Source organism: Caballeronia sp. PC1, assembly GCF_021353155.1.
Classification (GTDB): domain Bacteria; phylum Pseudomonadota; class Gammaproteobacteria; order Burkholderiales; family Burkholderiaceae; genus Caballeronia; species Caballeronia cordobensis.
In genome coordinates this window covers 98541-113853 of the sequence record NZ_JAJUBH010000001.1, presented here as the reverse complement: position 1 = coordinate 113853, position 15313 = coordinate 98541, and the positions used below count along the sequence as shown (strand labels likewise).

At 60.9% G+C, this 15313-nt stretch carries 13 protein-coding genes; 9 read left to right on the top strand and 4 right to left on the bottom strand.

Annotated features, from left to right (window positions below; genetic code table 11):
- Window positions 1-1308: 1308 nt before the first annotated feature.
- Entirely contained in the window at window positions 1309-2598 is a 1290-nt protein-coding gene (locus LY284_RS00565; RefSeq protein ID WP_233384100.1) for an integrase domain-containing protein, read from the bottom strand.
- Window positions 2599-2770: 172 nt separating this feature from the next.
- On the opposite strand from LY284_RS00565, the gene LY284_RS00560 reads away from it, so the two are divergent.
- On the top strand, window positions 2771-3121 hold the full coding sequence (locus LY284_RS00560; RefSeq protein WP_233384091.1) for a hypothetical protein: 351 nt from the start codon (window positions 2771-2773) through the stop codon (window positions 3119-3121).
- 394 nt (window positions 3122-3515) lie between these two features.
- On the opposite strand, the gene LY284_RS00555 is transcribed toward LY284_RS00560, so the two are convergent.
- Both LY284_RS00555 and LY284_RS00550 read right to left on the bottom strand, forming a co-directional pair.
- Window positions 3516-3905, bottom strand: coding sequence for a type II toxin-antitoxin system VapC family toxin (locus tag LY284_RS00555; RefSeq protein ID WP_233384089.1), 390 nt, complete (start codon window positions 3903-3905; stop codon window positions 3516-3518).
- Window positions 3902-4153, bottom strand: coding sequence for a type II toxin-antitoxin system Phd/YefM family antitoxin (locus tag LY284_RS00550; protein ID WP_233384086.1), 252 nt, complete (start codon window positions 4151-4153; stop codon window positions 3902-3904). The genes LY284_RS00555 and LY284_RS00550 overlap by 4 nt, the downstream gene beginning before the upstream one ends.
- Window positions 4154-4386: 233 nt before the next feature.
- On the opposite strand from LY284_RS00550, the gene LY284_RS00545 reads away from it, so the two are divergent.
- The 7 genes from LY284_RS00545 to LY284_RS00515 all read left to right on the top strand — a co-directional run bounded on the left by LY284_RS00545 (window position 4387) and on the right by LY284_RS00515 (window position 12339).
- On the top strand, window positions 4387-5811 hold the full coding sequence (locus LY284_RS00545) for a UbiA family prenyltransferase (RefSeq protein ID WP_233384084.1): 1425 nt from the start codon (window positions 4387-4389) through the stop codon (window positions 5809-5811).
- A gap of 3 nt (window positions 5812-5814) precedes the next feature.
- On the top strand, window positions 5815-7128 hold the full coding sequence (locus LY284_RS00540; protein ID WP_233384081.1) for an FAD-binding oxidoreductase: 1314 nt from the start codon (window positions 5815-5817) through the stop codon (window positions 7126-7128).
- Window positions 7125-7865 carry an SDR family oxidoreductase gene (locus LY284_RS00535; RefSeq protein WP_233384078.1) on the top strand — a complete coding sequence of 247 codons (741 nt, stop codon included), beginning with the start codon at window positions 7125-7127 and terminating at the stop codon, window positions 7863-7865. Before LY284_RS00540 ends, LY284_RS00535 begins: the two co-directional genes overlap by 4 nt.
- A complete protein-coding gene (locus LY284_RS00530) occupies window positions 7862-9577 on the top strand; it encodes a hypothetical protein (RefSeq protein WP_233384076.1) in 1716 nt (571 codons plus the stop codon). The genes LY284_RS00535 and LY284_RS00530 overlap by 4 nt, the downstream gene beginning before the upstream one ends.
- Before the next feature lie 106 nt (window positions 9578-9683).
- The gene (locus LY284_RS00525; RefSeq protein WP_233384073.1) at window positions 9684-10622 is read left to right on the top strand and encodes an NAD(P)-dependent oxidoreductase; all 939 of its coding nucleotides are present in this window, start codon (window positions 9684-9686) and stop codon (window positions 10620-10622) included.
- Between the two features lie 11 nt (window positions 10623-10633).
- Window positions 10634-11917, top strand: a complete 1284-nt coding sequence (locus tag LY284_RS00520) for an NAD(P)/FAD-dependent oxidoreductase (RefSeq protein ID WP_233384071.1) — start codon at window positions 10634-10636, stop codon at window positions 11915-11917.
- Entirely contained in the window at window positions 11914-12339 is a 426-nt protein-coding gene (locus tag LY284_RS00515; protein ID WP_233384069.1) for a GtrA family protein, read from the top strand. The genes LY284_RS00520 and LY284_RS00515 overlap by 4 nt, the downstream gene beginning before the upstream one ends.
- Window positions 12340-12422: 83 nt before the next feature.
- Here LY284_RS00515 and LY284_RS00510 read toward each other — a convergent pair whose 3' ends face one another.
- Window positions 12423-13937 carry a hypothetical protein gene (locus LY284_RS00510; protein WP_233384054.1) on the bottom strand — a complete coding sequence of 505 codons (1515 nt, stop codon included), beginning with the start codon at window positions 13935-13937 and terminating at the stop codon, window positions 12423-12425.
- Between the two features lie 459 nt (window positions 13938-14396).
- Here LY284_RS00510 and LY284_RS00505 point away from each other — a divergent pair, with 459 nt between their 5' ends.
- Entirely contained in the window at window positions 14397-15296 is a 900-nt protein-coding gene (locus LY284_RS00505) for a bifunctional 2-polyprenyl-6-hydroxyphenol methylase/3-demethylubiquinol 3-O-methyltransferase UbiG (protein ID WP_233384052.1), read from the top strand.
- The last annotated feature ends 17 nt before the right edge of the window (window positions 15297-15313 follow it).

Sequence of the window (15313 nt, the reverse complement as noted above, 5' to 3'; positions counted from 1 at the left end):
GGCGCTCGATGAGCGCAAGCCGCTGCCCCAAAATTCTTAATGTGCTAATGCGGCCGGCGTCGTTTGGCGCGACCGCTTCGATATTGCTAGCGAATCCGACTAGCCATGCGCCAACGGCGTCAATGTGCAGCACGCGCGTGTCGAAAGCAGATTCGATCGAACTTGCGCATGGCATTGTGATGCTGACTCTGGTTCCCTCGAGCGGCTGCTTATAACTGCGGTGCCGCGCGAGGAGAACGCATCCTGTACCGGCGGGCAGATCGGCACGGACAACCATGTCGGCAGATCGCCCATTTGAAGCGCTGCCGTCGGATGGCTTTAACCGCTCGAGGAGAAGCTACAGGTTGGAAAGCGATGCGTTTTCGTATCTCTTTTCGCCGATCCACAAATATCATGATAATTCCTAGCGAGCGGCGGTGAACCGACGCACTCAATCATGTCTCTGAAAAGTGCACACGCTGTCTTAACGGCAAACGGCGTACAACGCACTTTCAAGAGCGAAGCTCGAGCCGCGGTCCGCCGCCTCGGCTCAGGAACCGAGGGACTAGAAAGATGATTCAAGTTAGACGCGAGGGCCATGTGTTTGACGCTCAGTACGAGGTACCAGCTCAGCGAGGAAGCAAGTTGCAGCACATGGGGTGGAGGTTGTCCCGATAGCAACCAGGCCGTGCAGCGTCCCTTAGCGAAAGGGTTATGAAAGACGCATGAGGAAAAGCTAGCAGAAAAACGCCGTCATTCTGCGATATGAGCGCTATCCGGATAGCGTTGGTCGCCGAGATGAGCAGGCCGAGGGTGTCCACGATTAGCAAGCTCAACATCGAAAACCGTTGTGTCCATCCGGTAGATAGACGTCAAGGCGACGCGCGAGGCGCAGCATGGAGTCGCTGCTGTTCAGCCACATGCAATATTCGTTGTTCGGTGTAGCCGATCGCGACAAGCGATCTCCGCGCGACGGGTCTCCCATGTGAGAGCGAGCGCGACAATACTGCAGACAGGCTGGAACGAAACCAACAAGGAAACGGCACCGTCATTCGGTTACGGGATCGTTCTGCGCGCTGTGCTGACTCACGCAGCGCACAGCAGATCCAGAGAAAGAAGTGTGCCTTGGCGGGCTTTGGGAGAGCGGTGCAGTCCATCGTGACCGCTTGGACTTCTGCGGACCGAATGAGCGTCTCGCCCGCGTGAGCGCTCGCATGAGGAAGGGATCGCCTACCGACGATGACCGTGCATACGGCCGGGCGCCGACCAATCTCGGTCGACGCCCTTCCCCGTAATCATGCGGCCGAGATCATTGTCGCTAGATTCATGTTAGCTCGACCGATCGTCAAGCAGCGACAACTGCCCAGGCACCGGATTATCACAGGACCCGTTAGCAGGCTCCGTAGACGGGTCGTCATGAAACGCTCGGATTGGTCGCGGATTCACGGCCGCGGGATCCCCCGGTGAAGCGACTCGCAAAGGTCCGCACTTGGCAAGGATGCGGTAAAGGGCTTGCCTCGATATCTTTAGGTTCTTCGCCGCTTCTGATTTGACGCCGTTTGCGGCAGCGAGGGCGGCGATCACCTGTTCGGGCGTGATCACGGGTCGCGATAGGCGCTCGGCCGTGGCGAACGTCGAGATATACGCCGTCGCCTTCCCTGCAAGACTATGCCCTGCGGCTTCGACTAGCTGTTGCATGGCCTTTTGATGAAGTTCCGGGTCGGGCCGGTAGTCAGCCTTCTTGATGGGCGCCGGTACGCCGGTGATTTGCTCGTACATCCTTTGAAGGTACGCGTGGCGCAGGCCATGCACCGTTACGCCCAATCCGGCGCGGCTGACCCCCTCCTTTTGCAGAACATGGTAGAAATGGCGATACCATTTCTTAAGCGACCAAGGCTCGGGAATCATCGACCCGGTGCGTGGGTTGGCGAGCCTCGCTGCACGGATAAGCACCTCGTACTGCCATTCGGCATCGATGGGCACAAGTCGGGGCCTGCCGCCCTTGGTGCCGTCAATTACATGGAGGTGGCCTGAAACGCGCAGACACTGCAGAGGACGCAGGAGCATGCTTTCCTGCGCGCGCAGCCCAAAGGTCGCCTGCAATTCGACCTGGATTGCAACCCAGCGGTCGCGTTCGCAAAGCCGCGAGATCACGTCGTTGACGTCGACGTTGGCCGCTTCCCACGATTTATCTTCCTGAGCCACATAGTAGCGACGATATCCGTCGGGCCGCTTGATGTAGTCATCGACGGTTCCCACGAGTTGATGCTTTTTCATCCACGCTGCAAGCGTGCGCCAGTAGGTGAGCTTGTTCTCGACCGTCCCCGGCGCTTGTTCCTTGTCGGTGACCCAGAGTTTAACCAGATAGGCGATGTGTTTTTCCGAGAGGTTCCACGGCGATTGGAGCGCGAAGCCGCCCTTTCTGAGTTCGCGAAAGCCGGCAATGAGATGGCGCACGCGGTAAGTCTGTGTCTTGATTGAGATCGCGTTGGAGGTCACGCGGGTCTTGCTATGGGCTTTCGATAGGTGGTGTTGAAATAGTTCGGTGAGTTCTTTCGTGAGCCGCTGTGGCAGCCCGGCGTTGTCCAACAGCGTCGAGAAGTTGAGTTGGATTTTCACGGCTGTGATCTGAAAGGCGACGTTCTCACCTATCAAAAGAACGTCCCGGGGTGGTTGGAATACTGCACGCTTTGCTTTCCGGGATCTTAGAGATCAGATTTTCGATTCACCCGGCGCAGGGAAGCACTGCGGCCCGATGATCCCGCTACGGACGAATCCGCAGCACGGCTACTTGACCGCAGGCACAAGCCCGTCGAGCCAAGCAATTCTTGTTGCGCATTTTGTTTTCGGCTGCGCGGGCCGACAGAAAGAGATGAAGAAATCCGCACCGAGGGTGCAAGTGATTTCCCGTCTCAAGAGCTTGTTCATCACGGTCGCCTCGAATTGGGACCGCGTGAATCAGGCTTGGCTAATTGCCGGAGACGAAAGGAAAGTTGACGTTCGCACTGTCCGTGCGAGGTTGTTCTCAGTCGATGAGGTTCTGCGTTTTGCTGGAAAGGCTAGCGTTCATGCGGTTCTGGTTGAACTCAGTTTCCGACATGACACGGCCAGCTCAATGGGCAGCGTCGCTGCCTTTCAGTGAGATTGCGCTCATCGAGCGCGAGGCTTGATGCAAATGGAGTGCGCTGCACTCGGGTCGATGCGTCGTTGACGCGATAGGTGATTAGGATATTAGGCCCTTCGGAGCGCGAGGTTTGACGGAAAGCTCGCGATTTCAATGCGCCTTTCGCCATTCTGCCTTTCAATGCCCATACACCGCGGCTCAGTGGCGCAATACGAGTCGAAATGTTGGGCTCTTCATCTTAACGATCGGCGCTCTCATGCTCACCGTGCTCAACGAGTGGGTCGAATTGCGCCGATGCCGATTTGTGCGTTTCTAGCGGTGCTCAAGGCTTGCGGGGAAATTCCTGTCAACGCCGGCTAACACCTAACCGGGCAGATGGCCTTGACGATCCTGCTTGCGTTAGTCGAAGCGACTAGACGTACTGCACCGGGGCAGACTCGTACTGCCGCACGATGTCATCGTGCGTAAGCAGCACGATTCCTTCCGAAATCGCCTGAGCGATCAGCATCCGATCAAACGGATCTCTGTGAATCGGCGGAAGCTGCAGTATCTCGAGGGCGTGATGAGCCTCGATCGAGAGCTCGTTATATCCGGCGTCAAGAAGATTCGTTCGAAAAACGCGGGCGTCAAGTTGGAAATCGGGACGTCGGAGCGAGCTCTTGATGACGATCTCCCAGAGACTCTGAACACTGAAATAAAGCGTGTTGTTCGGATCTTCGATCAAACTGCGCGCTTGCTCACACAGCGCCGGATCATCGCTCGCCGCCCAGATGAGCAGCCGCGTATCGAGAAGAAGCTTCACTTCGACTTGCCCTCGAACATATCAGCAATCGCGTCCGCACCCATCGTATCGAAGTCAGCAGGCACCTTCAGCTGTCCCTTCATGAATCCAATACGTCTGCGCGGCTTCTCCGCTTCTGTGTCTATCCTAACAACCTTGACCAACGGCTTGCCCGCTTTCGCGATAACGAACGGCTGTCCGCCATTCACCGTCTCATCGATGAGCTTTGAGAGGTTAGTTTTCGCTTCGTGCATGTTGAACGTGCGCATTCTCATCTCCATGAACTTAGTTTTATGGACTTAGTTTATAACGTAATTCAAGAAATTGCATATTTCGAGTCAACCGTGCCCAAGTAGAATTTTGCAAAAAATTAGGGCACGGTTTGTGCTCCAGCCTCACCGATAGTAAAGTAGCGCCCGCATAACGCGTAAATGCATGCCGTTTGCACATTTTTCGAGGTGAATGACGCCTCACTCATAAAGTTGATTCTTTGGCCGATTGAATGCGCAGCAGACCCATCGTCGTCGACCTCGACGGCACCCTCATCCGTTCAGACGTACTGGTTGAAAGCGGGTTTGCGTTCCTGAGAGCATTCCCGCTTCGATTCTACTCACCGCTCCTGTGGCTCGCGCGCGGGGGCAAGGCTACGCTGAAGACGCGCCTTGCGGAGCACGCGAATATCGATGTCAGCGTTCTTCCTTACGACACCGAACTCATCGCATGGCTGAGCGAGGCGCGCGAATCGGGACGCTCACTCGTGCTTGCCACTGCGAGTCACGAACGCTTCGCCAAGGGCATCGCCGATCACCTAGGGATCTTCGACAACGTTTTCGCGACCAACGAGACGATCAATCTTTCGGCCGAAAAGAAACGCGACGCCCTGGTCGCCGAATACGGCGAAAAGGGCTTCGACTATGTCGGCAACTCCCATGACGACGTTCCAGTCTGGCAGGCCGCAGATCGCGCGTACGTGGTCAATCCGCTCCCCGGCGTGGCGCGCGCGGCGCACGGCAACGGGAATGTGGAGCGCGTGTTCGAGAGCCGCCCGTCGACGTTCAGAGTGTGGGCGAAGTCGCTGCGGCTGCACCAGTGGCTCAAGAATTTGCTGATCTTCCTGCCGCTGCTCGCCGGACATTTCGCGGACGACTCGCATCGCGTGCTCGCCGCGATCATCGCTTTTATTACTTTCGGTATGTGTGCGTCGAGCGTCTATCTGCTCAACGACCTGCTCGATCTCGAGGACGATCGCCATCATCCGGTGAAGCGCAAGCGTCCGCTCGCCGCGGGCGCGATGCCGTTGCTCGTCGGCCTCACCTTATTTCCCGTGCTGCTTGTCGCGGCGTTCGGGATCGCATTCGCGTTCCTGCCCTGGCGCTTCGGCGCCGTGCTCGGGGGTTACTATGTGCTCACGCTTGCCTATTCCACGGTGCTCAAGCGCCGCGTGATGGTCGACGTGGTCGTGCTCGCTGGGCTGTACACCGTGCGCATCGTCGCGGGCACCGCGGCGATTGGCGCGCACCTGACGTTCTGGCTGCTCGCGTTCTCGATGTTCATCTTTCTCAGCCTGGCCCTCGTCAAGCGCTACGCCGAGCTTCATTCGATGAAAGAGCGCGGGCTCGTGAAGACGCGCGGGCGAGGCTACGTCGCGAGCGATCTGTCGCTGATCTCGTCGCTCGGCACATCGTCTGGCTATCTCGCCGTGCTGGTGCTGGCGCTGTACATCCAGGACCGCGGCACGACGGCGCTCTATCGCCATCCGCAGATCATCTGGCTCGCATGCCCGCTGCTGCTTTACTGGATCAGCCGCACCTGGATCATCGCGCATCGTGGCGGCATGGACGACGATCCCATCGTTTTCGCCGCGCGCGACCGGACGAGCTTGTGCGTCGTCGCGTTGTGCGCGCTCGTTTTCTGGCTGGCGATCTGAACGATGACGGAGCTTCTGTCCTGGGGACGCTATCCCAAAGCGCCGCAGCAGCCGCATGCAGTCGCTTGGCGCGACATGACCGCACGCGTTTGGCGCGAGGCGGCGGCGCACGGCAGCACGCTTGCATTCGGCAACGGCCGCAGCTACGGCGATAGTTGCCTGGCGGCATCGGGACATGTAGTTCACATGCTCGCGCTCGACCGAATCATGAGCGCGGACTGGAAGACAGGCGTGTTTCGCGCGGAACCCGGCATCACCCTGGAGCAAATTCTCACCGCGGCGGTCCCGCGCGGCTGGATGCTGCCCGTCACGCCGGGCACCAAATACGCGACGCTCGCCGGAGCAGTCGCCAACGACGTTCATGGCAAGAATCATCACGTCCGTGGAACGTTCGGCCGGCATGTTCGCGCCTTCGGCCTTCTGCGCAGTGACGGCACTGAAATGCAGTGCTCGCCTTCGTTCAACGAGAGTCTTTTTTCCGCTACGATCGGCGGTCTGGGCCTGACGGGGCTCATTACCTGGGTCGAGATCCAGCTGATGCCGGTTTTCACCAGCCAGATCGACGTGACGAGCATCCGGTTCGCCAATCTCGACGAGTTCTTCGTCCTATCGGAGGACCTCGATGCCCGGCACGAATATAGCGTCGCCTGGGTGGACTGCCTGAGCCGGGGCGCGGCGCTCGGCCGCGGCATCTTCATGGTGGGCGACCACGCAACGCATGGGCCGCTCGCCATCGACGACCGCAAGAAGCGCACGATGCCTGTCACGCCACCCGTCTCGCCGATAAACGGCTTGACACTGCGTGCCTTCAACGAACTGTATTACCGCCGCCAGCGCGGCGCGCGCGTGGAGTCGCGCGTTGGCTACGATGCTTATTTTTATCCGCTCGACAGCCTGCTCCACTGGAACCGGATGTACGGACGCGCGGGGTTCCAGCAGTATCAGTGCGTGGTCCCGACTGCGAACGCGCGTGAAGCCACGCGTGAGATTCTCGAGACCATCTCGGCGAGCGGCACGGGCTCGTTCCTGGCCGTGCTGAAACGCTGCGGCGATGTCGCATCGCCCGGCCTGTTGTCGTTCCCCTTGCCCGGCGCGTCGCTCGCGCTCGACTTTCCGCAAAGGGATGCGCGTAACGACAGGCTCTTTGCAACGCTCGACGCGATCGTGCGCGAAGCCGGCGGACGCCTCTATCCGGCCAAGGACGCGCATATGTCGGGCGCCGATTTTCGAACGGCCTATCCGCAATGGGAATTGCTGGAGGCCCAGCGCGACCCGGCCATGCTGTCGCGCTTCTGGGAAAGAGTAGTCAAGACATGAAAAACATCGTTATCGTTGGCGCGACTTCCGCGATCGCCATTGCCTGTGCGCGCGTCTGGGCTGCGAAGGGCGCGCGTTTCGTTCTCGTCGCGCGCAATGGCGAGCGGCTCGCGCAGGTATCCGCCGATCTCACCGCGCGCGGCGCGCAGTTGGCGGCCTGCCATCAGTTGGATATCGACGACCTGGACGCGCACGCGGCCATGCTGGAACGCGCCGTTGCGGAACTCCGCTCGATCGATGTCGTGCTGGTCGCGCCCGGCACGCTGCCGGACCAGTCGGCGTGCGAAGCGGATCCGTCCGTCGCGGTCCGGGAATTCAACACGAACGCCACGTCGCTGATCGCGCTTCTGACGCCGCTCGCCAATGTACTGGAGGGCCAGCGGCATGGCGCGCTCGCCGTGATCTCGTCGGTGGCGGGCGATCGCGGACGGCCATCGAACTATCTCTACGGCAGCGCGAAGGCGGCGCTCTCGGCATTTCTCGAGGGCCTGAGGGCGCGCCTGTTTAAGAAAGGCGTGCACGTGCTGACGATCAAGCCGGGTTTCGTCGCCACGCCGATGACGGCGGGCCTGCCGCTGCCCGGCCCGCTCGTGGCCACGCCCGACAAGGTCGCGGGCGATATCGTGCGCGGCATCGAAAGGAAGAAGAACGTGCTTTATACGCCGTGGTTCTGGTGGGGCATCATGGCGATCATCCGCAACGTGCCGCAGTTTCTGTTCAAGCGGGCGTCTTTGTGAGCGGTGCAGCACGAGCGCAAACGCTGCGGCACGTCGGGAACTGGACCCTCTTTGCGCTTGGCGCGGCCACGTTTCTCATGACCGTGTACGGCGTCGTGCGGCATTTCTCGCCGGTGCCGCTCGCCGATCAGTGGGACGGCAACGTCGCATTCTTCATGCGGGCGGCGCAGAACCCGCTCGCTGCATTTTTCGAGCAGCACAACGAGCACCGGCTCGTTTTTCCGCGCATCTTCTTTTATCTGGACTTGCGCTATCTCGGCGGCCGCAACTTCCTGCTCATCGCCGCCAATCTCGCATTGGGCGGATGCATCGGTCTGCTCCTGTTCCGCATCGCGCGCCATCACGCGCGCTTTCCCGGCGTCCGGTCGCTCGGATTGGCGGGCGTGTGCCTGATCGTCGCGTTCTCGTGGATGCAGGGCGGCAACTTCTTCTGGGGTTTTCAGCTTCAGTGGTTCGCGGTGTATCTATTCGCGCTCTGCGCGTTCCATTGCATGGACCGCTGCGCGGAATTCGTGGCGACGCGCGAAGCGGGCCGCGCCAACGCATGGCTGGCGCTTGCGCTCGGTTCAGCGGTGCTGTCGGCGTGCTCGATGTCGAGCGGCGTGCTCGTGTTCCCCGTGCTGTTCGCCCTCGCGCTTTACCGGCGCATCGGGACGGGGCGCGTCGTCGTGACGGCGGCGGTATCCGCGGCGACGCTGTTTGCCTACTTTGCTAACTGGCACGCGCCCGCCAGCAGCGGCGGTTCGCCGCTCGCCGCGCTGCGCGAGCATCCGGTGCAGGTTCTGCGCTATTTCATTCTTTATTTGGGATCGCCTGCCGGGCAGACCGCGCTCGGCTCCAAAGGCGCTGACGTCGCGGGTCTCATCGTCCTCGTGACGCTTCTAGCTCACTGCGCTCGTCTTCTCTTCGCGCGTGGTGCGAACGTTCCGAAGGCGACGTCGCTTCTCGCGATGTCGCTGTTCGTCGCCAGCAATGGCTTCGCGACCGCCTGCGGCCGGCTTAGCTTCGGGCTCGAATCGGCGCTCGCAGGCCGCTACACCACGGCCTCTCTCACGTGCTGGCTCGCGCTCGGCTTATTCACGTTCCTCAACGCTTCGAATCGCTCGGGCAAACGGCTCACGCTCGTCGTTGCGATGGCCGGCGTCGTGCTCGTCGCGTCGTTCGAGCGGCTCGCGCTGCGCTACGACGCGAAATCGATCTACGCGCTCGACGTCGCCGGTCTGGCGCTCAGGGCGCACGTGTACGATCCGGACTTTCTGCTCGGCGCCTATCCCGTGCCGTCCGCACTGGAGGCCATCGCGAAGCAAGCCGAGCCTCGCGGTCTCGCGATCTTCGCAAAGGATCAGACGGACTACTATGTTGCGCCCGCGCGTATCGCGGCGGGCACGGCCTGCGAAGGCAAGATCGAATCGATTCACGCCACGGGCACGCCCGGCATGCTCGTCGCGAAAGGATGGATCTTCGACCCGCATGCCGGTGCGGTGCCGCGCACCATCGTCGCGACGGACGCGGACGGCAACGTGCTCGGCACGGGCATCGCGGGCGGGAAGCGCCACGACATCGAGCGCGTCGCCGGCCGGGACGCGCTCTATTCGCAGTGGACGGCATTCCTGGAAGCAGGCGACGCGCAACGCGTGCGCATCAGCGGGCGCTTGCGGGACGGCACGTTCTGCTCGCTGCCCGAAGCAGCCACGACGAGGCTCGCGCCCTGACAAGCGCGGCGCAGATCGCCTACCGAGCGGCCGCCCGTTCGGGCCGCCTGCCGCCACGCGGTAAAATGCCGCGTGTTTTACCGAGTTTTACCTTTCGAGCTAACGCATGAAGCAAATCCGAATCCTTCTTCCCGGCGGCGCAGGCCTGGTCGGCCAGAACCTCGTCGCACGCCTCAAGGCTCAGGGGTACGACAATCTCGTCGTGCTCGACAAGTTTCGCGAGAACCTCGATATTCTCCGTCAGACCCACCCGGACGTGACGGCCGTCTATGCGGACCTCGCGGAACCGGGCGGCTGGGAGCACTACTTCGAAGGTGCGGACGTCGTCGTCATGTTGCAGGCGCAGATCGGCGCGCCGACCATCGAACCGTTCATTCGTAACAACATCGTGTCGACACGGAACGTGCTCGCCGCGATCGAGCAATACAACGTGCCCTATACGGTGCACATCAGCTCGTCGGTGGTGAATTCGGTGGCGAAGGATTTTTATACCGACACCAAGCGGGAGCAGGAAGAAATCGTGCTGGCTTCGGGCATCGAGTGCGTGGTGCTGCGCCCGACGCTCATGTTCGGCTGGTTCGACCGCAAGCATCTCGGCTGGCTCTCGCGCTTCATGCAGAAGGTGCCGGTGTTTCCCATTCCCGGAAGCGGCAAGTACATGCGCCAGCCGCTGTACGTCGGCGACTTCTGCAACGTGATCATCAGTTGCATCAACTCGCGCATCAAGGGTTCGGCCTACAACATCTCGGGGCTTGAACGTGTCGATTACATCGACATCATTCGCCAGATCAAGCGGGCCACGCGCGCGAAATGCGCGATCGTGAACATTCCTTATGGGTTGTTCGCCGTCCTGCTGAAGATCTACGCCGTCTTCGATAAAAATCCGCCTTTCACGGCCGATCAGCTGAAAGCGCTCACCGCGGGCGATGAATTCGAAATCATCGACTGGCCGGGCATTTTCCAGATTCGACAGACATCTTTCGCCAACGCGATGGACGAGACGTTCAACGATCCCGTCTACAGCCACATCGCACTCAAATTCTAGTTTCGCGACACATGAACGACGAGCGAATTGCAGTCCTGGGCGCGGGGCCGATGGGCCTCGCCGCCGCGTACCAACTCGTGAAAGACGGGCGCAAGCCGATCGTCTTCGAAGCGGACGACCGCGTCGGCGGCATGGCCGCGTGCTTCGACTTCGGCGGTTTGTCCATCGAGCGCTACTACCACTTCCACGCCATCTCGGATCACGCCTTTCTGAAGGTGCTCGACGAGCTCGGGCTGGCGGACAAGATGCAGTGGCGCGAAACCAAAATGGGCTACTTCTATCAGAATCGCGTGCAGCCCTGGGGCAATCCCATGGCCCTTCTGAAGTTCAAGGGGCTGAGCTTCGCCGCGAAATTCCGCTACGGCCTGCATGCGTTTCTTTCGACCAAGCGCAACGACTGGAAGCCGCTGGACCATGTAGAAGCAACCGGCTGGATTCGCCGCTGGATCGGCGAGGAAGCATGGGAAGTGCTCTGGCGGCGCCTGTTCGACTACAAGTTTTACGACCACGCGTACAACCTGTCGGCCGCGTGGATCTGGAGCCGCATTCGCCGGATCGGGCGCTCGCGCTACAACCTCTTTCACGAGAAGCTCGGATATCTCGACGGCGGTTCCGAAACCTTGCTTAACGGCATGCGGCGTTATATCGAGGAAAACGGCGGGGAGTTCCGGCTGGGCACGCGCGTGCAGAAGGTCGTCATGGAGAACGGCGCGGTCAAGGGCATTCAGGCCAATGACACGTTGCATCCGTTCGACAAGGTGATCAGCACCATTCCTCTGCCCTACGTGCCATCGGTCATGCCCGACCTGCCGCCGAAGATTCTCGACGCCTTCAAGAGCGTCAAGAACATCGCGGTGGTCTGCATCATCGCCAAGCTGAAGAAGCCCGTCACGGAGAATTTCTGGCTCAACACCAACGATCCGGAGATGGACATTCCGGGAATCGTCGAGTACACGAATCTGCGCCCGCTGGATCAGCACATCGTCTATGTGCCGTACTATCTTCCGGGCGAGCACCCGAAGTATCAGCAGCCCGATGCGGTGTTCATCGACACCGTGAAGCGCTATCTCATGAAAATCAATCCGGCACTCACGCAAGCTGATTTCATCGACGTTCGGGCGAGCCGCTACCGCTATGCGCAGCCCATTTGCGAACCGGGTTATCTCGATCGCCTGCCGCCGATTCAACTCCCGGTGAAAGGCTTGCTGGTCGCGGATACGTCGTATTACTACCCGGAGGATCGCGGTATCTCCGAAAGTATCGATCTCGCGCGCAAGATGGCGAAGATGATATGACGCGCATTCATTCGATCACCAAGAACACCTTCGTCTCGCGCGAATTTCTCGTCTTCCTGCTGACGGGCGGCTTTGCCGCGGCGGTCAACTGGGGAAGCCGGATCGTCTATAACCTGTGGATGCCCTATTCGCCCGCGATCGTCGTCGCGTATATCACGGGCATGATCACGGCATTCGTGCTTGCCAAGCTCTTCGTGTTCAAGAGCAGCAAGCAGTCGACAGGACGCTCCGTGTTTTTCTTCACCCTCGTGAATCTCGTCGCGGTGCTGCAGACATGGGCGGTCAGCGTGGGCCTCGCGTACTATCTGTTCCCGCGCATCGGCATGAACTGGCACGATCGGGATATCGCGCATCTGGTCGGTGTGGCGGTGCCCGTGTTCACCAGCTACCTCGGGCATAAGCGCTGGAGCTTCAAGGGCTGAGCGTAGCGGGCGCGGCGTGTCCGCCTGAACATCGCGTCGCGCGGGTTGGCGCGGCATGCGTTCTCAGGCGGCGCCGCGCTTCTTCATTTCAAACGGCAGTACCCGCCCTCGCGCGTCTTCGCGAACACCGAAATGTTCGGCGTCGTTCGATAGAACGCCACCCAGCCCACGCGCGTCTCTCGCTTGCCGAGCGCCGCCGCCGCGTCGGCGCGCGCTTTGCCGACGACGCCGTTGCCGATCGTATTCCCATCCCCATCCGTCACGACGACGGTCTTCGGCGCCGAATCGTGCGACCGGTCGAAGACCCAGCCTTCCGCGCGGGACATGCCTTGCGTCTCGGTGGGCGCGGTGCCGTCGATATAGCCTTCGCAACGTTCGTCGGTGAGAATCCGCGCGGGAGGATGGTCGTAGCCCGGCGCCTCCGGCGCGAGAATGCTGAGCTTTTGCGCCCTGGCGGCTTCGATGATCGTCTTCAGATAGTCGTCGTGATCCCACAGAACGCCCAGATACGCGTGATCGTAGACGCCCTCGCGGATCGCCTGCCCGGCGACGAGACGCTCGAACATCACGTCGCGATCCGGCGAAAGCGCCTTGCGCTGCGACACGCCCACCGCGACGAGCGCGACGAGCGCGCACACGCCGACGACGCGCCGCCACGGCCGCTGTTGAACGTTCAAGAAGCCGAAGAGAAGCAGTGCCATCCACGCGAGCAGAGCGTTGGTCGCGTAGCGCGGTTGATAGACGTTGCCCAGACCGAGCACCAGCCGCCCGACGCCGGTCGCGAATGCTGTCAGACACAAGAAGATCGCGAAAGCGAGCAATGCAGGCGCTTTCGTTTGCCGGGACCGGAGCGCCGTCCATGTGCCCCAAGCGGCTCCGACCAGGACCACGGCGCCGGCAAAGGTTGCGAGCGGCGAGCTTCGAAACGCGAAGAACATGGGCGAGCCGAGATATCGCACGCCATAGCGAATCAGGTCGCCGATCTGATGCTGGATGACGTAGGCAAGCGTGCCGTGCGGGATCGATCCCGTTGCACCCTGTGAGCGCCAGAAATTGGCAGCCGCCACGATCAGGAACGTGACCACCAGCGTGACCAGCATGCGAAGCGGAAAGCGCCAGTACAGCACGAGAAGGATCGAGAGAGGCCACGCGAGCGTGCCGTTGGCCATCGAAAACGATGCTGCGATGTTGCACAACAGCGCAACGACGAACAGGCGGACGCCATGCCCTCGCGCCGCGCTCACGGAGATCGAATGGAACGCGAGCAGCGCAAACAGGTTCACCGCGAACCATTGATTCTGGAAGCCCCACGTGAAGTTGTCGCTCTGCATCCACGAAAAGCAGAATGCCATCACGAAGCCGGCAACAGCCAGTCTGCACGTGCGCGAGAACGACGATCCGAGTTGCACGCTTCGATACGATGCAAAGGCGAGCGCCGCGCACACCGCGACGTTTCCAGCCAGCGAAAGCACGTTGACGCCGCCGAACCAGCGCATGTCGGGCCAGAAGATGAGTCGCGAGAACAACAGGCGATGCTCGTTATGCAGACTCCAGAACGAAGGCCACCAGTGCTGCTCCGCCTGCATGTACCAGTTCACCGTTCCGAACCATTGGTCCCACCACGGGACGGGCGAATAGTTCAGGACGACGCCCGTGACCGAGGTTGCCGCAACAGCCAGCCCAAAGAGAAACAGAAGGCAGGCTCCGGTCCGAAATCTGGGTAAGCGAGCCTTCTTCGAAGGCGTTTGGATGAGAGTATCTGCGCCCAACTACGTGTTCCCGTTGGCAAGTGAAAAGAAAGAGTGAGATCGTGCGCGGCTGAAAACGCGGTGCGGCGCGCCGCCGTTTCGAGCACGGAGTCTATCATTTGTGACGCAATGTCTTGCCGGCCTGTCCAATGGCCGAAAACCATGCCGTGTCAGGCTGGATTTTTCCTGTACCATCTTCAGCGAACTGTAAGTTTCGGAGCAGTCGTGCTGACGCTCGATGCCCTCCGCGAAACAACCTGGTAGTTGGTTGCACTCTGACGTCTCAATGCTTATCGACAGGAGAAGCGCATGGACCGTCCGGCAATCTTCGAGAAGTTGAATGCAATCGCGGAGCGAAAGGGAGACATATTCGCGGCACTGCGCGAGTTGCCGCTGGACGTGGTGGCCGACGCGCTGCTCGAGATCCCGAGCCAGTATGCCGCGGCCCGCGCAGCGCTTCCGACGATGGCCGCGGACAGTGTTCAGGACGCCTGGACGGGCAATCACGGACACACGCTGCTGTTTCAGAGCGCGGCGTTCGCGCGCGCCGTGGAGTCGGGATTTTTCAGACACACGGGCCGGCTGCTCGACGGCGCGACGGTGCTGGATTACGGATGCGGCTGGGGCCGCCTGCTTCGTCTCATGTACAAGTTCACCGAGCCGGCCCGCTTGTACGGCTGCGATCCGTGGAGTGCGTCGATCGATCTTTGCAAGGAGTACAAGGTCGCCGCCAATCTGGCCGTTTGCGACTACGTTCCCGATGAAGTGCCCTTTCCGGATGTCCGGTTCGACCTCATCTATGCGTTCAGCGTGTTCACGCATCTGTCCGAGAAAACCGCGATCTCGGTGCTGCGCGCGCTTCGCAAGAGCCTCGCGCCTGACGGACTGCTCGCCGTGACGATCCGCCCCGACAGCTACTGGTACGTTCACAACACGGGAAGCGCGAAAGCCGACACGGACCTGATGCGCCGGCTGCATCGCGAGAACAAGTACGCGTTCACGCCTCACCATGTCCAGCAGGGCGTCGGCGCAGTCGATGCCGACGGACTCAATACTTATGGCGATGCCTCATTCTCGTTCGACTATCTGCGCACCCACTGGCCGGACTGGGAATTCGTCGGCTACGACGTGTGTTTGCTCGACCCCTATCAGACCATCATATTTCTGAAGCCGCGCGAGCCGCGTGCCGCTTTGCAGCGAAGCGAATGAAACCGCGCGCTGTCCGG